Raw genomic sequence first — 20,999 nt, forward strand, 5'->3', positions numbered from 1 at the left:
GGCGGACTGCCTCTTTCCCCTGGCACGGCGGCGCTTTAAAGAATTATTAAAACCCCGTGCCGACAATGCCCTCCTGCGACGGCTGGCCTTCCCTGGGCTGCCGGCAACACGCACATCAAGCAATGGAACATGGCGCTGATCCGTCCGGACCGCGCGGGAGATGCACTCATGAAACGCCTGCAAGGCATGGAATTGTTCGCCGAAGTGGCGAAGGCGCATAGCTTCAGCCGGGCCGCCGCGACGCTCGGCATGCCCACCTCCACGGTGTCGCGCCACGTGGCCGAACTGGAACGCTCGGTGGGCCTGCGGCTGCTCAGCCGCAACACGCGCCGCGTGGAGCTGACCGATGCCGGGCGGCTGTACTTCGAACGCTGCCGCCGCATCGTGGCAGAAGCCGAGATCGCCCACGAGGAACTGCGCGAGCAACTGGAACTTCCCAGCGGGCCGCTGCGCGTCCAGCTGCCCGCGGCGTATGCGCTGGACGCCTTGATGCCCGCCCTGGTGGCATTCGGCAGCCGCTACCCGGATATCCGGCTCCAGATGAGCGTGGCCGGACCCGAGTTCGCCGAGCACCCGCCCGAGATCGGCGACGTCTCGATCCGCCTGGGCGAACTGCCCGACTCGTCGCTGGTGGCGCGCCGCCTGGGCGTGGTCCATGCCGGCCTGTACGCCTCGCCCGCCTACCTGGCCGCCCGCGGCATGCCTGCCAGCCCCGCGGACCTGGCGCGCCATGACTGCATCGGCCTGCGCGCCGGCGGCGGGCAGCCCGCGCCCTGGCCGCTACAGCGCGGCCGCGAGCAGTTGCTGGTTCCGGTGGAGCACCGCTACGGCGCCAACGACGCCTGCATGGCCAGGCAGCTTGCCGTGTTGGGCGCCGGCATCGCGGCGCTGGGCGGCGACGAAAGCGGCCGGCTGCGCTCGGGCGAGCTGGCGCGCGTGCTGCCGGCCTGGAGCCTGGGGCCGATCGAGGTCCACGCCGTGACCGAAACCCGCTTGCTGCCCGCCCGGACCCGGTACCTCATCGATTTTCTGGCGGACTACCTGGACAATCCGGCGCATGGCCTGGCGCCAGAACTCCGGATTCGCCGGGTGGCATAACCCCGTCACAATATTGCATCGGCAGATGATGCGACCCTCTTTTTTCGGGCGGCACGCCCTTGCCGCCCGTCCCCCGCCCCTGGCGCCGCCCTCCACCGTGTAAACTCCCCCCTTTTTGACTCTGGTGGTATGTTGCAGGCCCCACAGCGCACAGGTTTAAGCGGCCCGACGCTCATTCGCTTGCTGACTCGCCTGACGGATGTCGATGTTCCGCAATCCAGGCAATCGCTCTCGGACCATCTGAGCCAATGGCTCGGCTGGACGGACGCGATCGCGCTCTCCGCGGCGCTGAATACCAGCCCGCCGGTGATCGCCCCCGGCGCCCGCATGTTCAGCAGCGCCGAAGAGCGCGAGTGCGAACGCGTGCGGACCACGCTGGCCGACGCCATCGCCAGCGACACCGCGGCCACGGCCGCCAAGCGGCGCACGCCGGGACAAGCGCCCGCGCCCGCCAAGCAACTGGCGGCGCTGGCCGAGGCCGACGCCGATTACGCGAATTTTCGCCAGCGCTATCTGTCGTTGCAGCACACGATGGAAACCGCCGTGGGCAATTTGCGCAGCCGGCTGCGCGGCATGGTCGCAGCCAAGAACGGCGAAATGACGCGACTGGCGGTGGTCGACGCCATCATGGACCGCGCCCTGCTGCCCAAGGAACGCGCGCTGTTCGGCGCGATTCCGAAATTGCTGCAAGGCCATTTCGAGCGCCTGCGCGACGCGGAGGCCGCGGCCCTGGCCGAGGCTGCCGCATTGGCGCAAGCGCAAGGCGAAACCGAAGCCGAGGCGCAAGGCGATGCCGCGGTCGAGACGGGCGCGGCGCCCGCTCCGGCGACGGCATCAATAACGCCGGGCGCCTGGCTGGACACGTTCCGCAAAGACATGCGCAGCGTGCTGCTTGCCGAATTGGATGTTCGTTTACAACCGGTCGAAGGGCTGCTTGCCACCCTTCGCGCCAGCTAACCGGGACACTATGTCCAAATATCTGACTAATCTCGTAGTTTTCTTGGCGGGTCTGGCCGTCGTGGGCTGGATCGGCGTGGGCTATGCGGGCACCAACCCGCTGGCGCTGGCCGTGACCTTGCTGATAGCCGTCTGTTACCTGGCCGGCGCGCTGGAACTGCTGCGCTACCAGCAGGCGACATCCTCGTTGACGCGCGCGCTCTCGGGCCTGTCCGAAGCGCCCGGCAATCTGGGATCCTGGCTGGACCAGTTGCCGCCGGGCCTGCGCAACGCCGCGCGGCTGCGCATCGAAGGCGAGCGCGCGGGCCTGCCCGGACCGGCGCTGACGCCGTACCTGGTCGGCCTGCTGGTGCTGCTGGGCATGCTGGGCACTTTCCTGGGCATGGTCGTGACCCTGCGCGGCACTGGCCTGGCGCTGGAAAGCGCCACCGATCTGGCCGCCATCCGCGCCTCGCTCGCCGCGCCGGTCAAGGGCCTGGGCTTTGCCTTCGGCACCTCGATCGCCGGCGTGGCCAGCTCCGCCATGCTGGGCCTGCTGGCAGCCCTGTGCCGCCGCGAACGCGTGCGCGCCGCGCAACTGCTGGACAGCAAGGCCGCGACCACGCTGCGCGTGTACTCGCAGGGCTATCAGCGCGAGGAATCCTTCAAGCTGCTGCAACGCCAGGCTGAAGTCATGCAGCGCCAGGCGGAAGCCATGCCTACCCTGGTGGACAAGCTGCAAGCCATGATGAGCGACATGGCCCGCCAGAACCAGGCCCTGAGCGACCGCCACATGGCCAGCCAGGACGCGTTCCAGGGCAAGGCCGAGGCGGCCTATTCGCGCCTGGCCGCCGTCATGGAACAGTCCATGAAGGAAAGCGTGTCGCAAAGCGCGCGCTCGGCCGGCGCCGCCCTGCAACCCGTGGTGGAAGCGACGATGGCCAGCCTGTCGCGCGAAACCGCTTCCCTGCAGGACACCGTGACGCAAGCCGTGCAGCGCCAACTGGAAGGACTGACCTCGGGCTTCCAGGCCACCACCAGCAATGTCGCCGGCATCTGGAACCAGGCCCTGGCCGGCCAGCAGCGCGCCAGCGAGGCCCTGTCCCAGGACCTGCGCGCCTCGCTCGACCACTTCGCCCAGACCTTCGAACAGCGCTCGGCCGCCCTGCTGGACAGCGTGTCCTCGCGCCTGGAGGAATCGTCGGGCAGCATGTCGCAAGCCTGGACCCAGGCGCTGTCGCGTCAGGAGCAGGCCAGCGAAAAACTGGCGGGCGACAATCTGCAGGCCCTGACCGCGGCCGCGGCCAGCTTCGAACAGCATTCGGCCTCGCTCTTGCGCACGCTGAACCAATCGCACACCTTGCTGCAGTCCGAGCTGGCCTCGCGCGACCAGCAGCGCCTGGCCGCCTGGACCGACACCCTGGGCGCCATGGGCGCCACGCTGCGCCAGGAATGGGAACAGTCCGGCGCGCAGGCCGCCGAACGCCAGGAAGCCATCAGCGCCACGCTGGCGCAGACCGTGCGCGACATCACCGCGCAGGCCGAAGTCCAGGCCCGGCTGCTGGAAGGCGTGTCCACCCGCATGGAAGCGGCCGCCAACGGCGTCTCGGAACAATGGGCCACCGCGCTGGCACGCCAGGAACGGGCTGGCGAAAAGCTGGCAGGCGACAACCGCGAGGCCCTGGCCGCCGCGGCCGCCACGTTCGAACAGCATTCCGCGGCCCTGCTGCAGACGCTGGACCAGTCGCATACGCAATTGCAGGCCGCGCTGGCCTCGCGCGACCAGGAACGCCTGGCCGCCTGGACCGGCACGCTCACCGCCATGGCCGCCACGCTGAGCCAGGAATGGCAGCAGGCTGGCGCCGACGCCGTGGCCCGCCAACAGGCCGCCAGCGATACGCTGGCCCAGACCGCGCGCGACATCGCCGCCCAGACGCAGGCCCAGGCCGGCATGCTGGAAAGCGTATCGGCCCGCCTGGAAACGGCGGCAGGCAGCGTCACCCAGGCCTGGACCGAGGCGCAAGCCCGCCAGGAACAGGCCAACGCCAAGCTGGCCGGCGACAACCAGCAAGCGCTGGAAACCGCCGCCGCCACCTTCGAACAGCATTCCGCGGCCCTGCTGCAAACGCTGAACCAGTCGCACGCCGAATTGCAGGCCGCGCTGGCCTCACGCGACCAGGAACGCCTGGCTGCCTGGACCGGCACCCTCACCGCCATGGCCGCCAAGCTCGGCCAGGAATGGGAACAGGCCGGCACCCAGGCCGCCCTGCGCCAGCTGGAAGTCAACGACACCCTGGCCCAGACCGCGCGCGACGTTTCGGCGCAAACCCAGGCCCAGGCGGGCTTGCTGGAAAGCGTATCGACTCGCCTGGAAACGGCGGCTACCGGCGTCACCCAGGCCTGGACCGAGGCGCAGGCGCGCCAGGAGCAGGCCAACGCCAAACTGGCCGGCGACACCCAGCAAGCGCTGGAAACCGCCGCCGCCGCCTTCGAACAGCATTCCGCCGCCCTGCTGCAAACGCTGGATCAGTCGCATGCCGAATTGCAGGCCGCGCTGGCCTCTCGCGACCAGGAACGCCTGACCGCCTGGACCGGCACGCTCACCGCCATGGCCGCCAAGCTCGGCCAGGAATGGGAACAGGCCGGCACCCAGGCCGCCCTGCGCCAGTTGGAAGTCAACGACACGCTGGCCCAGACCGCGCGCGACATCACGGCTCAGACCCAGGCTCAGGCCGACCTGCTGGAAAACGTGTCGACCCGTCTGGAAACGGCGGCCGGCAGCGTCACCCAGGCCTGGACCGAGGCGCAGGCACGCCAGGAGCAAGCCAACGCCAAGCTGGCCGGCGACAACCAGCAGGCGCTGGAAGCCGCCGCCGCGGCATTCGAACAACACGCCGCCGCCCTGCTGCAAACGCTGGAGCAATCGCAGACGGACCTGCAGAATGCGCTCGCCGCCGAGGACGAAGCGCGCCTGGAAGTCTGGACCGGCAAGCTCGGCACGATCGCCGACTCGCTGCGCACCGAATGGGAACAGACCAGTTCCTACACCGCCAACCAGCAGCAGCAGATCTGCGACACGCTGGCCATCACGGCGCAGGACATCAGCGCGCAGACCCAGGCGTCCGCCAACGACACCATCGCCGAGATCGGCCGCCTGGTGCAGGCCGCCTCCGAGGCGCCGCGCGCCGCCGCCGAAGTCATCGGCGAACTGCGCCAGAAGCTCTCCGACAGCATGGAGCGCGACAACGACATGCTGGAAGAACGCAACCGCCTGCTGGAAACCCTGGGCACCCTGCTGGACGCCGTCAACCACACCGCCGCCGAGCAACGCACGGCCGTGGACGCGCTGGTATCTTCGTCGGCGGAGCTGCTGGACCGCGTCGGCACGCAGTTCACCGAACAGGCGCAGGCCGAAACCGGCAAGCTGGCCGAGGTGGCCGCGCAGGTCGCCAGCGGGGCCGCCGAAGTGGCCAGCCTGGGCGAATCCTTCGGTACTGCGGTGCAGCTCTTCGGCGAATCCAACGACAAGCTGGTCACGCACCTGCAACGCATCGAAGCGGCGCTGGACAAATCCATCGCGCGCGGCGACGAACAGCTCGCCTACTACGTCGCGCAGGCCCGTGAAGTGGTGGACCTGAGCATGGTGTCGCAGAAGCAGATCATCGAGAACCTGCAGCAGTTGGCCATCCAGCGCGCGACGGCCGGAGCGGAAGCGGCATGAGCGAGGACATCGACGGCGGCGTGGAGCCCACAGTCCCGGCCTGGGCCGTCTTCGGCGACCTGATGTCGGTGCTGCTGGGCGCATTCGTCCTGATCCTGGTGAGCGTCGTCGCCGTGCAGCTGCAACTGTCCACCCAGCTGGAGGAAGAGGTCAAGCAGCGCCAGGTCGAAACCCAGCGCCGCGAAACGCTGGAGCAGGCGCTGGCGGGTCCGCTGGCCGCCGGCCGCGTGACCCTGATCGACGGCCGCATCGGCATCAGCGGCAGCGTCCTGTTCGCCCTGAACTCGGACCAACTGCAGCCCGAGGGCCGTGAAGTCCTGAAAAGCCTGATCGAACCCCTGTCTGCCTATCTGAAGTCGCACAACGAGATCCTGATGGTCAGCGGCTACACCGACGACCAGCAGGTGCGCGAAGGCAACCGGCGCTTCGCCGACAACTGGGACCTGTCGGCGCAGCGCGCCCTGACGGTGACGCGCGCGCTGATCGACGAGGGCGTGCCTTCGTCGGCCGTATTCGCCGCGGCCTTCGGTTCCGAACAGCCGGTGGCCTCCAACGCGGATGAGGACGGCCGGTCCAAGAACCGCCGGGTCGAAATCGCGCCCATCCCCAAGCCCTCCAGCGACGCCGGGACCTCGCATGGCCAGTGACGGCACCCGCGGCGAAATCATCGACGCCCGGGCCATGCTGGACGCCTGGCGCGAGGCTGGCGCCGACCGTGTGGATCCTGTCCGCTTCCAGTTCATGGACGCGCTGCAACGGCGCGCAGCCGCCCAGGGCGGCGAAGCCCGCAGGCTGCTGGACGGCAAGCTGGCAACGCTGATCCAGGCCTACGAGGCCGAACTGGACGGCGCGCCCGCGGATGCGGCCGAAAACCTCCCCGCGCCCGCTGCCGCCCTCCCCGAACCCGGACCGTTGGCGGCGCTGACCGCGTACATCGCCGATCCCGGCACCGACGCGCGCGGCGCCACAGACCTTCGCGCCACCTATCCCGAACTGCAAACGCTGGAGTACTTCCGCGGCGTCTGGTCGCGGGTCAGCGCCGACCGCCAGGTGCGGCAGTCGCAGGAGCAGGTGCACAAGAACGCCGGCCCGCTCAACTCCAATCAGCTGGTGCACCGCGCGCTGTCGCTGATGCGCGAAGTGTCGCCCGGCTATCTGCAGCAGTTCCTGTCGTACACCGACGCGCTGATGTGGATGGAGCAGGTGCACGCCGCCATCGCGCCCCCGCCCAAGGAGGCCGCGCCCCGCGCCGGCGCCAAGAAGACGGCGCGCGGCAAGGGCCGCTAGCCCCCTCCCAATTTGCGCCCTGCCGCCCATCGGCGGTAAGATACGATCCATATACAAACCATATATGGATCATTAACTCCATGGGCATCGTCAAGATCTCCGAGCAGATGCATGAGAACCTCCGCGTCGCCAGCGGCGCGCTCAGCCGCTCCATCAATTCCCAGGCCGAACACTGGATGCGCATCGGCATGCTGTCCGAGCTCTACCCCGAACTGCGCCACGCCGACATCTGCCAATTGCTGATCCGCATCGAACAGGCCGAGGGCTTCGCCATCGCATCCTTGTCCCAAGGCTTGCCACAGCCAGCCCAGCAGGAGGCCGCGTAAATGGCGAAGAAGGTTTCCATCAAGTCCGCCGCCGACATCGAAATGGCCCGCAAGGCCGGCGCCATGGCGGCGGAAGTGCTGCACATGATTGCCGAGCACGTCCGCCCCGGCGTCACCACCGATGAGCTGGACCGCATCTGCCACGACTACATCGTCAACGTCCAGAAGGCGATACCCGCCAACGTCGGCTACCACGGCTTTCCCAAGACCATCTGCGCCTCGGCCAACCACGTGATCTGCCATGGCATCCCGTCGGCCAAGGTGTTGAAGAACGGCGACATCCTCAACATCGACGTGGCCGTGATCAAGGACGGCTGGTTCGGGGACACCAGCCGCATGTACTACGTGGGCCAGCCCAGCCCGCTGGCGCGGCGCCTGGTCAACACCACCTACGAAGCCATGCGCGCCGGCATCATGGCCGTCAAGCCCGGCGCGACGCTGGGCGATATCGGCCACGCCATTCAGACCGTGGCGCACCGCGAGCACTTCAGCATCGTGCGGGAGTACTGCGGCCACGGCATCGGCCAGATCTATCACGACGATCCGCAAGTGCTGCACTACGGCCGCCCCGGCGAAGGCATGGTGCTGCAGCCCGGCATGATGTTCACCATCGAACCCATGATCAACGCCGGCAAGCCCCAGACCAAGCAACTGCCCGACGGCTGGACCGTGGTCACCAAGGACCGCTCGCTGTCGGCGCAATGGGAGCACATGGTGGTCGTGACCGAGACCGGCTATGAAGTGCTGACGCCTTGGCCGGACGGCTTCGGCGACTATCCGCCCATCCCCTGAGAAACAGGCGAAGCGGCGCGCGCGCCTTGCCCATGGCAAGGAACGGAGTGCCGGAGGACAAGGGCACGATCATGATCGTGCCCTTGTCGTTTCCGCCGTCCGCGCCCCATGCCCGCCCTGCCCTCAGCGTTCCGCCGCCTGGCCGCCTCCAACCTGGCCGCCCAATTCTCCGAACAGATGGCGCTTGCGGCCGCCCCGTTGGTCGCGGTGCTGGCGCTGGGCGCCAGCGCTGCCGAGACGGGCTATCTGCAGACGGCCCAGACCCTGCCCTTCCTGCTGCTGTCCCTGCCTGCCGGCGTGCTGGCCGACCGGATGTCACGGCGCGCCCTGATGACCGCCGCCGAATGCGTGCGCGCCGCCAGCCTGCTGGGCCTGCTGGCGCTGCTGGCCACGGGCGGACTGAACCTGGGCTGGCTGGCCGCGCTGGGATTCCTGGGCGCGGTCGGCACGGTCGCCTACAACGTGGCCGCGCCGGCGCTGGTGCCGCGGCTGGTCCCGCCCGCCGGACTGGCCAGCGCCAACCGCTGGCTGGAACTGGCCCGCAGCACCGCCTTTTCCGCAGGGCCAGCCGCCGGCGGCGCGCTGGTTGGCTGGATGGGCGCGCCCTCGGCCTATGTGCTGGCCACCGTGCTGTCGCTGCTGGCGGCCCTGCTGCTGGCCGGCCTGCCCCACGACACTCCCGGCCCAGCGCCGCGCCGCCGCGTGCTGGAGGAACTGCGCGAGGGCGCGGCGTTCGTCCTCACGCATCCGCTGCTGCGCCCGGTGCTGGTGACCGCCGTATTCTTCAATACCGCCTGGTTCGTGCTGCAGGCCATCTACGTGGCCTACGCCATCGAACGGCTGGGCCTGTCGGCCACGGCCGTCGGCCTGACGCTGGGCGTGTATGGCGGCGGCATGGTGGCCGGCGCCTTGCTCGCGCCCTGGCTCGCACAGCGGCTGAGCTTCGGCGGCATGATCGCCGCCGGCCCTCTGGCCGCGCTGATCGCAAGCGCCATCCTGCTCTCCACGCTGGCGTTTCCGTCCGGCGCGTGGGCGGCAGCGGGCTTCTTCCTGTTCGGTGCGGGTCCCATCCTCTGGACCATCACCACCACCACGCTGCGCCAGGCAATCACCCCCAACGCCCTGCTGGGCCGCGTGTCCGCCGTCATCCTGACCGCCACCTTCGGCGCCCGCCCGGTTGGCGCGCTGATCGGCGCCGCGCTTGCCGCCCGCGCCGGCGTCGAAGCCTGCCTGTGGGTATCGACCGCCGGCTTTGCCGTGCAATTCGTGGTGCTGTATACCTCGCCGGTGCTGCGCCTGCGCACCCAGCCCGAAGCCGGCGCCTATTGAACGCTGTTGCGCACGCAAAACCGGCAATCTGTATCTGTGCGCGCCCGCCGCCGCCCGCTAGACTGCCCCGGTCAGTCAACACGGCGGCGGCAAGATGCTGAAGATCCTGGGTAAAGCCTCATCCATCAACGTGCGCAAGGTACTCTGGGCCTGCGCCGAACTGGACCTGCCTTTCGAGCGCGAAGATTGGGGCTCCGGGTTCCAACCCACCAACGAGCCCGCCTTCCTGGCGCTGAATCCGAACGCGATGGTGCCGGTCATCCAGGACGGCGATTTCGTGCTGTGGGAGTCCAACAGCATCATCCGCTACCTGGCCGCGCAATACGGCGGGCTGGACCTGTACCCCGCCGAACCCAGGCTGCGCGCCCGCGTCGACCAATGGATGGACTGGCAGGCCACCGACCTGAATCGTTCCTGGAGCTACGCCTTCATGGCCCTGGTGCGCGAATCTCCCGCCCACCGCGACCGCGCCGCGATCGAAGCGTCCTGCCGCGAATGGGCGAGCTTCATGGCGATACTGGACCGGCGCCTGGAACAGGCCGGCGGCTACGTCGCCGGCCCCGCGTTCTCGCTGGCCGACATACCGGTCGGCCTGTCGGTGAACCGCTGGTTCAGCACGCCCTTCGACAAGCCGCGATTGCCGGCCGTCGCCGCGTACTACGACCGCCTCGCCGAACGCGCAGGCTACCGTCTGTACGGCCGCAACGGCACGGCCTGACCGCCCAAGCGGCTACTTCACCACGCCGCAAACCAGCCGGCCGCCCCCGCCGCCCAGCGGCGCCGGCGTATCGCTGTAGTTGTCGCCGCCCACGTGCACCATCACCGCGCGGCCCTTCACATCGGCCAGCTTCAGATGCGGCGCCACCACCGCCTTCGTCGCCGTGCCGTCGGCAGCGACCACGATGAACGGCAGATCGCCCTGATGCCCGTCAGTCGCCATCGGCCCCTTGTGCGCCTTGGTGCCCTTGGGATCGAAATGCCCGCCCGCCGCGCCGCCAGCCGCCATCTGGTTGTTCACCATGCCAGGCTCGCACGAACCCTTCTCATGCACATGGAAGCCGTGCTCGCCGGGCGGCAGGCCCTTCAGATGCGGCGTAAGCTGCAGCCCGCCTTTGGTGTCCTTGAGCGTGATCGTGCCAGCGCTCTTGCCCACGCCGTCCACGCTCAGGAACGACATCGACACGTCTTCCGCCAGCGCCGCGCCAGACGCGCCTGCGAACGCAAGCGCCGCGACCAGCATCGAGATTTTCTTCATGGGGTGCCTCCAAGATACGCGCCCGCAGCCCGCGGACGCCCGGTGGTGCATGGACGGACCGTGCCGGCCATGCCGGAAAAAACAATAGCATTTGGGTCAGGGCGTCTGCCAGCAATCTTCGTTCCTGATACAAACGCAGATCTTGCAAAAAAGAGCCATCCCGCCACATTCGCGCGAGCGCGCAAAACCCCGACGACACGCCCGACGTACGTCAATTGCGGCCGTCCGGACGGCCGCAATTGACGGGCATCGCAAGACTCGGAACCGAACCCGGCTCTAGCGGCGCATCAAATCTGTACGCACGTAGCCCGTCGGCGCGGGCGCCTGGGTGGCGAGCAACCTCGATGCGCCCGAGGGAATCTGAAGGGAAGGCCGCAGGCCTGGACGAAGATGACGACGGGGCAGTCCGGAGCGAAGGCTCCGGACCGCAATCGTGGGCGCTCGCCACCCAGGCGCCCGCGCCGACGGGCGGCCTACGAAGCGCAGAAAACAGCAGCCGAATCCTCAACAGCCATCCCATACGGCAATCGCATCACCCTCGAACCAGCAACACGACCGCGTGCAGTGCCACCCCTATCAACCCGCCCACCAAGGTGCCATTGAACCGTATGTACTGCAGATCCTTCCCCACGCTAAGTTCCAGCTCATCCACCAGATGCCGTTCATCCCAATTCTTCACCGTGCGGGAAATGTGCTCCGTGACCCCGCTACGCAAGCGCCCCGTCAACCTCCGCGCCCCGCCCAGCACGTGATTGTTGATCGCCTCCCGCAACCCCGGATCCTCCCCCAGCTTGCGCCCCAAGGCCAGCAATGCGCTCTCCAGATGCCGCGCCAGCGCCGAATCCTCCGATGACAGATCGCGCCTCAGCGCCGCATGGATATCGTCCCACAGCCCCTGCACGTACTCCTGCACCTTCGGATGATCGATCGCCCGCTGCTTCAGCGCCTCCACCTGCGCCGACAAGGCCGGATCATCCTTCAGCCGCCGGATGTAATCCTGCACCCAGGCTTCATAATCCCGCCGCACCGGATGCCCAGGCTCGGACAGCACGTCCCGCAGTTCCTCCACCAGCGCCCGCGCCAGCCGGTCCGCCAGATTGTCGGCAATTCCGTCCACCGACTTCACCACGTCCACCGCCGCAATGATGCGCGGCCATTCCTTCTTCGCGAACTTCACCAGCAAGCTCGAGGCCCGCGCCTTCACGTCCTCGTCGCCCAGATAGCCGCCCAGCCGCTCCAGCGCCGCGTCCAGCAGCTCCTGATGCCGCCCGTCACGCGTCAACAAGCCCAGCACCTCGCCCGCCGTATCCGCCGCGTCCCAGCGCCGCAGGTTCTTCACCACGAACTCCTGGATCACCCCGCGCACCGCCCGGTCGTCCAGCAGGTCCAGCGTCTGCAAGGCCACATTGCGCGCCCCCTCGCTCAAGGCCCGCGCCTGCCGCGGGCGCCCCAGCCAGCGCGCCAGGCGCGCCGCGGGATCGAACACCCGCAGCTTCTCCATCAGCGTGTCCGGATCCAGGAAATGGTCGCGCACGAACACCGCCAGGTTGTCCCCGATGCGGTCCTTGTTGCTGGGAATGATGGCCGTATGCGGAATCGGCAGCCCCATCGGCCGGCGGAACAGCGCCACCACCGCGAACCAGTCGGCCAGAGCGCCCACCGTGGCGGCCTCACAGAACGCCCGCACCCAGGCCCAGGCGCCCTGCCCGCCCATGACGTGACTGGTGATGAAACCGCAGACCATCGCCACCAACAGCGCCAGCGCGGCGATCTTCATGCGCCGCAACTGCGTGCGGCGCGCTTCGGAAGCCAGCGCGGAATGCGTGGCGGCGGAACGGGGCATCTCTGTCATGGGGTCTCCGGAAACGACAGACCCAGCATAACAATTACGGCCCGCAGCGGCGTCAGCCCAGCGGCGGCAGCATGTTGAACAGCAGCACCATGATGAGCCCGACCACCGACACGATGGACTGCACCACCGAAATCGTCTTGGTCGCTTCGCCCATGGTCATGCCGAAGGACTCCTTCACCATCCAGAAGCCTGCGTGATTGGCGTAGTTGAAGAACAGCGAGCCGCAGCCGATGGCCAGCGCCAGGAGCGGCAGGTTCAGGCTGGGATCGGCGCCCGCCAGCGGCGCCAGCAGGCCCGCCGCGCCCACGATACCGACCGTGGCCGATCCGGTGGACACCGACAGCAGCATGGCGATCAGCCAGCCCAGCACCAGCGGCGGCAAGGAAAACTGATGCGTCAGCTGCACGATGGCATCGCCCACCTTGGCGCTGGTCAGCACCTGCTGGAACGCGCCGCCGCCCGCGATGATAAGCATGATGCCGGCGATGGGCTTGAGGCTCTTGCCCATGGCGTCGCGCAGCTTTTCCGCGTCGCCGCCGCGCATCAGCACCAGGGTGAAGGCGGCGAACAGCACGCCCAGCAGCATCGCGACCATCGGGTCGCCCAGGAACGCCGCCACGTGCATGGCGCGCGAGTCCTTGGGCAGCAGCATCTCCGCGCCCGCGTGCACCAGCATCAGCAAGGCGGGCAGCAAGGCCGCCAGCACCCCCAGGCCTACGCTGGGCGCATTGCGGCCGGCAGCCTCCTGGCGGGTGGTGGTGAACTGTTCCAACAGCGCCTCGTCCGGACGCGTCGTCATGCGCGGCGAAATGAAAGCGCCATACAAGGGGCCGCCGAAGACCATGGCCGGCAGCGCCGCGATGAAGCCGTAGATCATGGTCGGCCCCACCGTGGTCTTGAGCGTGGCGATGGCGGTCAGCGGCCCCGGATGCGGCGGCACCATGCCGTGCATTGCCGCCAACGCCGAGATCACCGGCACGCCCACGTACACGTAGGCCGAGCCCTTGAATCGCTGCTGGCTTTCCAGCTTGCGCGCCACGCTGAAGATCAGCGGCAGCATCACCACCAGGCCGACCTCGAAGAACATCGGTATGCCGATGACGAAGGCCACCAGGGTCATGGCCCACGGAATCATGCGCGGCGAAGTATGGCTGAGGATGGCATTGGCCAGGCGTTCGGTCGTGCCCGAGTCGGCCAGGATCTTGCCCAGCATCGCCCCCAGCGCGATCACCACGCCCACCGCGCCCAGCGTCTTGCCGGCGCCATTGCTCAGGTTCTTGACGATGGCCACGGGCTCCATGCCGGTGGCGAACCCCACGCCGATGGAGACGATCAATAGCGCCAGCAGCGGATGCATGCGGATGCGCGAAACGATCAGCGCAACCAGCACCAGCACGCTAGCCAGCGCGGTAAGAAGCAATTGGACGTCGGAAGAGGACATGGACGGGCCTGGAAAAAATGGGCGCGGCCCTGCGGCCGCTTGCCGATAGGAACACGGATTTTATGCCCGCCAAGCTGAACGGCCAGTCAGGAAAGGCGCGCGTCCAGGGCCTGCACGCGCCTCAGCGGGCTGGCCCCGCTAGCCTGCCGCCTCCAGCAATCCCGGCCTGCCTTCGTGCGCGGCCTGGGCGCGCTCCAGGATGAATTCGATGATCATCGAGATCGCCCGCGGGTGGTGGCGATTGGGCATGTACAGCATGTACATGCCGCGCCCGAAGATGCTGAGCCGCCATTGCGGCAACGCGGCCACCAGTTCGCCGCGCGCAATGTCGTCGTGCACCACGTAGTCCGGCACCACGCCCACGCCCAGCCCCGCCAGCGTCGCGTCGCGCAGGAACGCGTAGTTGCGCGAAATCACCGTCGGCTCCAGCACCACATGCTGCCGCGGCTGGCCGCCGTAGTAGGCCGAAAGCCGCAAGGGCCGGCCGATGACCGCCGCGCTGATGATGGGCGTGCGCGACAGCTCTTCCGGATGCTGCGGCAGGCCCCGGGCGGCGGCATAGTCCCGCGAGGCGCAGGCCACGTAGCGGACCTGGCCCAGCTCGCGCGCCACCAGGTTCTGCGGCGGCTCGGACATGATGCGCACCGCGATATCGACCTCGTCGCGCAGCAGGTCATCCACGCTGTTCTCGAACAACACGTCCAGCACGATATCCGGATAGGTCCGCTTGAATTCCAGCAGCCAGGGCGTCATCACGAACTGCCCGTAGCCGCTGGGTACGCTCAGCCTGACCTTGCCCTGCGGCGTCTTGCCCAGGGTCTCGACGGATTCACGCGCCGCGGCGAGTTCGTCCTGGATGCTGCGCCCGTGGTGATACAGCTTCAGTCCGATTTCTGTCGGCTCCACATGCCTCGTTGTGCGCCGCACCAGCTGCATGCCTACCGAGCGTTCCAGCTGATTCAAGTGGTAGCTGACGTTAGCGCGCGTCATCTTCAGGCGGCGCGCGGCCTCGCTGAGGTTGCCCGCGTCCAGGATTTCCACCAGCAACGTCAGGGATTTGGTGTCCATTCCGGGCCTCCACGCCGCAGCAAGTCACCTCCACATTGTCAAATTTTTTTGACTTCAATGTCAATTATCGATGCCATTGTCAAGACTTCTTTACTGCGAAAGAATGAGGCCATAAAAGACGGGCCGTTCCTGGTCCGCCCGGCCCTAGCCCTCGCCCCCAGCGGCGCTCCGGCGGCAGGCCTCATCGGAGACACTGTCCATGACAGACAGCGCAAGCACCGGCGCGGCCAACGCGCGCCGCTATGACGACATTCTCGTCGTCACCATCGACCATCCCCCCGTCAATGCCCTGAGCGCCGCCGTGCGCGGCGATCTGGCCGCGGCCGTGCGCGACGCCCAGGCCGATCCGCAGGTCCGCGCCATCCTGCTGATGGGCGCGGGCAAGAACTTCATCGCGGGCGCCGACATCCGCGAATTCGGCAAGCCGCCGCAGCCGCCCATCCTGCCCGACGTCTGCAACCAGATCGAAGCCAGCGCCAAGCTGGTGGTTGCCGCGCTGCACGGCGCGGCGCTGGGCGGCGGACTGGAAGTGGCGCTGGCGGCGCACTACCGCGTCGCGCTCGCGGGCGCCAAGCTGGGCCTGCCCGAAGTGAACCTGGGCCTGCTGCCCGGCGCCGGCGGCACCCAGCGCGCGCCGCGCCTCATGGGCGCGCAGGCCGCGCTGGATTTGATGCTGACCGGCAAGCACCTCTCTGCCGGCGCCGCCCTGGAAGCCGGATTGGTGGACGGGCTCTCCAGCGAGACCGATCCCCTGGACGCGGGCCTGGCCTACACCCGGCAATTGCTGGCGATCGGCGCGGGTCCGCGCCGCACCCGCGACGCCGGCGCGCTCGCCGACCGGACCGCCGCGCTGGCCCAGGTCGAGGCAGCGGCCGAACGCGTTGCCCGCACCACCCGTGGGCTGTACTCGCCCGGCAAGATCGTCGAAGCCGTGCGCGCCGCCATCGAGCAGCCCTTCGAGGATGGCCTGCGCACCGAACGCGCGCTGTTCCTGCAATGCCTGGACAGCCCGCAGCGGGCGGGCCTGGTGCATGCCTTCTTCGCTGAACGCGACACGGCCAAGATGCCGGGCCAGCAAGCGGCCCGGCCGCGGCGCCTGGAGCGTATCGGCATCGTCGGCGGCGGCACCATGGGCGCGGGCATCGCTGTCTCGGCGCTGGACGCCGGCTTTCCCGTGACCATGGTCGAGCAGGACGATGCCGCGCTGGAACGCGGGCGTGGCCGCGTCGCGCAGGTCTACGAGCTGCTGGTCAAGAAAGGCCGGATCAGCGCCGACGAGCGCGACGCCCGCATGGCGCGCTACACCGGCTCGACCCGCTACGATGCGCTGGACGACGCCGATCTCATCATCGAAGCCGTGTTCGAAGACATGGCGGTCAAGCAAGCCGTGTTCGCGCAGTTGGACCGCGTCGCCAAGCCCGGCGCGGTGCTGGCCACCAATACCTCGTACCTGGACGTCAACCTCATCGCCGCCGCCACGCGCGGGCCCGCCGACGTACTGGGCCTGCACTTCTTTTCGCCCGCCAACATCATGAAGCTGCTGGAAGTCGTGGTGGGCGAGCACACCGCGCCCGACACCGTGGCCACCGGCTTCGAACTGGCGCGGCGCCTGCGCAAGATCCCGGTGCGCGCGGGCGTGTGCGATGGCTTCATCGGCAACCGCATCCTGGCCGTGCACCGCCAGGCGGCGGACATGATGATGGAAGACGGCGCGTCGCCCTACGAGATCGACGCCGCCGTGCGCGACTTCGGTTATCCCATGGGTCCCTACCAGATGGCGGACCTGGCCGGCGGCGACATCGGCTGGGCCACACGCAAGCGCCGCGCGCCCACCCGCGACCCAGCACTGCGCTACGTGCAGATTCCCGACCGGCTGTGCGAACGGGGCTGGTTCGGCCAGAAGACGGGCCGCGGCTTCTACCTGTACTCCGACGGCGCGCGCCAAGGCGAACCAGACCCCGAAGTCCTCGCCATCATCGATGCCGAACGCGCGCGCGCGGGCGTCACGCCGCGCGCCTACACGCAAGAAGACATCCAGCGCCGCTACCTGGCCGCCATGATCAACGAAGCGGCCAACGTGCTGCACCAAGGCATCGCGCAGCGCCCGTCCGACATCGACGTGGTGTTCCTGTCGGGCTACGGCTTTCCGCGTTATCGCGGCGGCCCCATGCACTACGCCGACAGCGTGGGACTGGACCGCGTGCTGGCCGATATCCGCGGCTATGCGCAGGAAGACCCCGCCTTCTGGAAACCTTCGCCGTTGCTCGTGCAGCTGGTCGAATCCGGCCGCAATTTCGCCAGCCTGAACCAGGCCGGCTGACCCGGACACTTTACAGGAACACGCCATGCGCGAAGCCGTCATCGTCTCCACCGCCCGCACCCCCATCACCAAGGCGGGGCGCGGCGAATTCAACCTCATCGCCGGCCCCACGCTGGCCGCGCACGCCGTGCGCGCCGCCGTCGACCGCGCCGGCATAGACCCGGCCCTGATCGAAGACGCGTTCATCGGTTGCGGCTATCCAGAAGGCGCCACGGGTCGCAACATAGGCCGCCAGGCCGTGATCCGCGCCGGCCTGCCGGTCGGCGTGGGCGGCGCCACCGTCAACCGCTATTGCGCCTCCGGCCTGCAGGCCATCGCCTCGGCCGCCAGCCGCATCGTCATGGACGGCGCCCCCGCGATGATCGCGGGCGGCGTGGAACTCGTGTCGCAGATCCGCACCCGCGACGACGGCGTGAGCGGCATGGATCCGTGGATCGTGGCAAACAAGCCCGAGCTCTACCTGCCCATGATCGAAACCGCCGACATCGTCGCGGCCCGCTACGGCATCAGCCGTGAAGCCCAGGACCATTTCGCCGCGCAAAGCCAGGCGCGCACCGAGGCCGCGCAGGCCGCTGGACGGTATCTGGAAGAGATCGTTCCGGTCACCACGACCATGTCCGTCACCGACCGCGCCACCGGCGCCGTCAGCGAGCGCGAAGTGACCGTGGACCGCGACACCTGCAACCGCCCCGGCACCACCTACGACGCCCTGGCCTCGCTGGCCCCTGTGCGCGGCGCCGGCCAGTTCGTCACGGCAGGCAATGCCTCGCAGTTGTCGGACGGCGCCGCCGCCTGCGTGCTGATGGAAGCCGCTGAAGCCCAGCGCGCCGGCATCACGCCGCTGGGCGCGTTCCGCGGCCTGGCGATCGCCGGCTGCGAACCCGACGAGATGGGCATAGGCCCCGTCTACGCCGTGCCCAAGCTGCTTGCGCGCCACGGCCTCAAGGTGCAGGACATCGACCTCTGGGAACTGAACGAGGCCTTCGCCTCGCAAGCCCTGTATTGCCAGCAAAAGCTGGGCATTCCGATGGACCGCCTGAACGTGGACGGCGGCGCCATCGCCCTGGGCCACCCCTTCGGCGTCACCGGCGCCCGTCTGGCCGGCCACGTGCTGATCGAAGGCCGCCGCCGCGGCGCCCGCTATGCCGTCGTCACCATGTGCGTGGGCGGCGGCATGGGTGCGGCCGGCCTGTTTGAAATCTACTGAGGATCCCCCATGGACCTGGAATTCACCCCCGAAGAAAACGCCTTCCGCGACGAAGTGCGGGCCTTTCTCGCCAGCCACCTGCCCGAGCGCCTGTCCGCCAAGGTCGCGCAGGGCAAGCTGCTGACGCGCGCCGACATGGTCGAGTGGCACGCCATCCTCAACCAGCAAGGCTGGCTCGCCAGCCATTGGCCGATGGAATACGGCGGCACCGGCTGGAGCGCCGTGCAGAAGTACATCTTCGAAAACGAATGCGCGCTGGCCGGCGCGCCGCGCATCGTGCCCTTTGGCCTGAGCATGCTGGGCCCGGTGCTGATCAAGTACGGCAGCGAGGCGCAGCGGCGCCACTGGCTGCCGCGCATCCTGGACGGTTCCGACTGGTGGTGCCAGGGCTATTCCGAACCCGGCGCGGGCTCGGACCTGGCCTCGGTCAAGACCACCGCCGTGCGCGACGGCGACAGTTACGTCGTCAACGGCCAGAAGACCTGGACCACGCTGGGCCAGTACGCCAACATGATCTTCTGCCTGGTGCGCACGTCACAGGAAGGCCGGCGCCAGGAAGGCATCAGCTTCCTGCTGATCGACATGGCGAGCCCCGGCGTGGAAGTGCGCCCCATCATCACCCTGGACGGCGAGCACGAAGTCAATGAAGTGTTCTTCTCCGACGTGCGGGTGCCTGCGGCCAACCTGGTGGGCGAGGAGAACCGCGGCTGGACCTGCGCCAAGTACCTGCTGACCTACGAACGCACCAACATCGCCGGCGTTGGACAATCCACGGCAGCGCTGGAACGCCTGAAAACGGTAGCCGCAAGACTACGCAAGCACGGACGTCCGCTATCGGAAGACCCGGACTTCGCCGCGCGGCTGGCGCGCGTCGAGATCGAGCTGGCCAACATGCGCACCACCAACCTGCGCGTGGTCGCGGCGGTGGCCGGCGGCGGCGCGCCCGGCGCCGAAAGCTCCATGCTGAAGATCCGCGGCACCCAGATCCGCCAGGAGATCAGCGCGCTGAACCGCCGCGCCATGGGCCCCTATGCCCGCCCCTTCGTACCCGAAGCGCTGCACGACGGCTATGACGCACCGCCCATCGGCCCCCACGGCGCCGAGAGCGCCGCCGCGCAGTACTTCAACAACCGCAAGCTGTCGATCTTCGGCGGCTCCAATGAAATCCAGAAGAACATCATCTCCAAGATGATCCTCGGACTGTAAGGGCCGGCCATGAATTTTGAACACACCGAAGACCGGCGCATGCTCTCCGACATGCTGCGCCGCTTTGTCGCCGAACAGAGCGACTTCGCCACGCGCGACCGCAATGCCCGCTCGGAGCGGGGCTACAGCCTGGAGCTGTGGCAGCGCTATGCCGAACTCGGCGCCATCGGCGCCCTGTTTGCCGAAGCAGACGGCGGACTGGGCGGAACCGGCTTCGACATTTCCGTCGTGTTCGAAGCGCTGGGCCGCGGCCTGGCCGTCGAACCGCTGCTGGACGCGCTCATGGTCGGCAGCGCCATCGCCGAAGCCGGCACGCCGGCCCAGCGCGAGGCCCTTGAAGGCCTGATCGCGGGCAGCATCACGGCCTCGCTGGCCCACGCCGAACCCGGCTCCGGCTATGAACTGGCGCACATCGAGACCCGCGCCGAACGCACTGCAGACGGCTGGGTGCTCAACGGCGCCAAGGCCGTGGTCGCGGCGGGCGAGCACGCCGACCTGTTCCTGATCCCGGCCCGCAGCGCGGGCGGGCCGGACGACGAGGCCGGCATCAGCCTGTTCCTGGTCAGCGCCGGCACGCCCGGCCTGACGCTGCGCGGCTATGGCCTGATCGATGGCGGCCGCGCGGCCGAATTGGTGCTCGACGGCGTGCAGCTTGCGCCAGAAGCCTTGCTGGGCGAGGCCGGCGCAGGCTACCCGCTGCTGGAACGCGCCGCCGGGCGCGGCATCCTGGCGCTGTGCGCCGAAGCCGTCGGCGCCATGGACTGCGCTCGCGACGCCACTCTGGAATACCTGCGCACGCGCCGCCAGTTCGGCGCTCCCATCGGCAGCTTCCAGGCGCTGCAACACCGCATGGCCGACGTGCTGCTGGAGATCGAACAGGCGCGTTCGTCCGTGATCAACGCCGCGGCCACGCTCAACCATCCCGACCGCGCCACCCGCGAACGCGCGCTGTCCGCCGCCAAGTACACCATCGGCCGCATCGGCACCCTGGTGGCCGAGGAGAGCATCCAGCTGCACGGCGGCATCGGCATGACCTGGGAGCTGCCGCTGGCGCACTACGCCAAGCGCCTGGTCATGATCGACCATCAGTTGGGCGACGAAGACCATCACCTGCGGCGCTACATCGCGCTGGGGCAAGCCTGAGCGGAGGATCACGCCATG

17 protein-coding genes are annotated in these 20,999 nt (G+C 68.6%); 13 read left to right on the top strand and 4 right to left on the bottom strand.

Translation table 11 applies throughout. From position 1 onward, the window contains the following. Positions 1 to 168 precede the first annotated feature (168 nt). From IB259_RS07035 to IB259_RS07075, 9 genes are all read left to right on the top strand, one after another. A complete protein-coding gene (locus tag IB259_RS07035; protein WP_192328168.1) occupies positions 169 to 1,098 on the top strand; it encodes a LysR family transcriptional regulator in 930 nt (309 codons plus the stop codon). Between the two features lie 129 nt (positions 1,099 to 1,227). Continuing rightward, the gene (locus IB259_RS07040; RefSeq protein ID WP_119449397.1) at positions 1,228 to 2,055 is read left to right on the top strand and encodes a DUF3348 domain-containing protein; all 828 of its coding nucleotides are present in this window, start codon (positions 1,228 to 1,230) and stop codon (positions 2,053 to 2,055) included. Between the two features lie 10 nt (positions 2,056 to 2,065). Continuing rightward, positions 2,066 to 5,755, top strand: a complete 3,690-nt coding sequence (locus tag IB259_RS07045; RefSeq protein WP_192328171.1) for a DUF802 domain-containing protein — start codon at positions 2,066 to 2,068, stop codon at positions 5,753 to 5,755. Beyond that, positions 5,752 to 6,402, top strand: coding sequence for an OmpA family protein (locus tag IB259_RS07050; protein WP_054456414.1), 651 nt, complete (start codon positions 5,752 to 5,754; stop codon positions 6,400 to 6,402). Before IB259_RS07045 ends, IB259_RS07050 begins: the two co-directional genes overlap by 4 nt. Further along, the gene (locus IB259_RS07055; protein WP_175162920.1) at positions 6,392 to 7,042 is read left to right on the top strand and encodes a DUF2894 domain-containing protein; all 651 of its coding nucleotides are present in this window, start codon (positions 6,392 to 6,394) and stop codon (positions 7,040 to 7,042) included. The genes IB259_RS07050 and IB259_RS07055 overlap by 11 nt, the downstream gene beginning before the upstream one ends. A gap of 80 nt (positions 7,043 to 7,122) precedes the next feature. Further along, positions 7,123 to 7,368 carry a ParD-like family protein gene (locus IB259_RS07060; RefSeq protein ID WP_054456412.1) on the top strand — a complete coding sequence of 82 codons (246 nt, stop codon included), beginning with the start codon at positions 7,123 to 7,125 and terminating at the stop codon, positions 7,366 to 7,368. Then, positions 7,369 to 8,160, top strand: coding sequence for a type I methionyl aminopeptidase (map, locus tag IB259_RS07065; protein ID WP_054456411.1), 792 nt, complete (start codon positions 7,369 to 7,371; stop codon positions 8,158 to 8,160). Positions 8,161 to 8,268: 108 nt separating this feature from the next. Next, a complete protein-coding gene (locus IB259_RS07070) occupies positions 8,269 to 9,489 on the top strand; it encodes an MFS transporter (RefSeq protein WP_175181289.1) in 1,221 nt (406 codons plus the stop codon). A gap of 94 nt (positions 9,490 to 9,583) precedes the next feature. Next, positions 9,584 to 10,207, top strand: coding sequence for a glutathione S-transferase family protein (locus tag IB259_RS07075; RefSeq protein WP_192328174.1), 624 nt, complete (start codon positions 9,584 to 9,586; stop codon positions 10,205 to 10,207). Positions 10,208 to 10,219: 12 nt separating this feature from the next. On the opposite strand, the gene sodC is transcribed toward IB259_RS07075, so the two are convergent. The 4 genes from sodC to IB259_RS07095 form a co-directional block, all read right to left on the bottom strand. Next, entirely contained in the window at positions 10,220 to 10,744 is a 525-nt protein-coding gene (gene sodC, locus IB259_RS07080) for a superoxide dismutase family protein (RefSeq protein ID WP_054456408.1), read from the bottom strand. A gap of 532 nt (positions 10,745 to 11,276) precedes the next feature. After that, entirely contained in the window at positions 11,277 to 12,596 is a 1,320-nt protein-coding gene (locus IB259_RS07085; protein WP_082401160.1) for a DUF445 domain-containing protein, read from the bottom strand. Positions 12,597 to 12,648: 52 nt separating this feature from the next. Beyond that, positions 12,649 to 14,037, bottom strand: coding sequence for a GntP family permease (locus tag IB259_RS07090; RefSeq protein ID WP_054456407.1), 1,389 nt, complete (start codon positions 14,035 to 14,037; stop codon positions 12,649 to 12,651). 138 nt (positions 14,038 to 14,175) lie between these two features. Next, positions 14,176 to 15,105, bottom strand: coding sequence for a LysR family transcriptional regulator (locus IB259_RS07095; RefSeq protein ID WP_054456406.1), 930 nt, complete (start codon positions 15,103 to 15,105; stop codon positions 14,176 to 14,178). A 199-nt stretch (positions 15,106 to 15,304) separates the two neighbouring features. On the opposite strand from IB259_RS07095, the gene IB259_RS07100 reads away from it, so the two are divergent. From IB259_RS07100 to IB259_RS07115, 4 genes are read left to right on the top strand one after another with little or no spacing between them, the layout of a single operon-like run. Then, positions 15,305 to 17,425 carry a 3-hydroxyacyl-CoA dehydrogenase NAD-binding domain-containing protein gene (locus IB259_RS07100; protein ID WP_192328176.1) on the top strand — a complete coding sequence of 707 codons (2,121 nt, stop codon included), beginning with the start codon at positions 15,305 to 15,307 and terminating at the stop codon, positions 17,423 to 17,425. A gap of 25 nt (positions 17,426 to 17,450) precedes the next feature. Next, positions 17,451 to 18,632 carry an acetyl-CoA C-acyltransferase gene (locus IB259_RS07105; RefSeq protein WP_192328178.1) on the top strand — a complete coding sequence of 394 codons (1,182 nt, stop codon included), beginning with the start codon at positions 17,451 to 17,453 and terminating at the stop codon, positions 18,630 to 18,632. A gap of 9 nt (positions 18,633 to 18,641) precedes the next feature. Beyond that, entirely contained in the window at positions 18,642 to 19,838 is a 1,197-nt protein-coding gene (locus IB259_RS07110) for an acyl-CoA dehydrogenase family protein (RefSeq protein WP_054456403.1), read from the top strand. Between the two features lie 9 nt (positions 19,839 to 19,847). Then, a complete protein-coding gene (locus IB259_RS07115) occupies positions 19,848 to 20,981 on the top strand; it encodes an acyl-CoA dehydrogenase family protein (RefSeq protein WP_192328181.1) in 1,134 nt (377 codons plus the stop codon). Positions 20,982 to 20,999: the final 18 nt, after the last annotated feature.

Origin of the sequence: Achromobacter sp. ACM04 (assembly GCF_014851465.1) — a bacterium.
In the GTDB taxonomy this organism is placed as follows: Bacteria; Pseudomonadota; Gammaproteobacteria; order Burkholderiales; family Burkholderiaceae_B; genus Achromobacter; species Achromobacter aegrifaciens.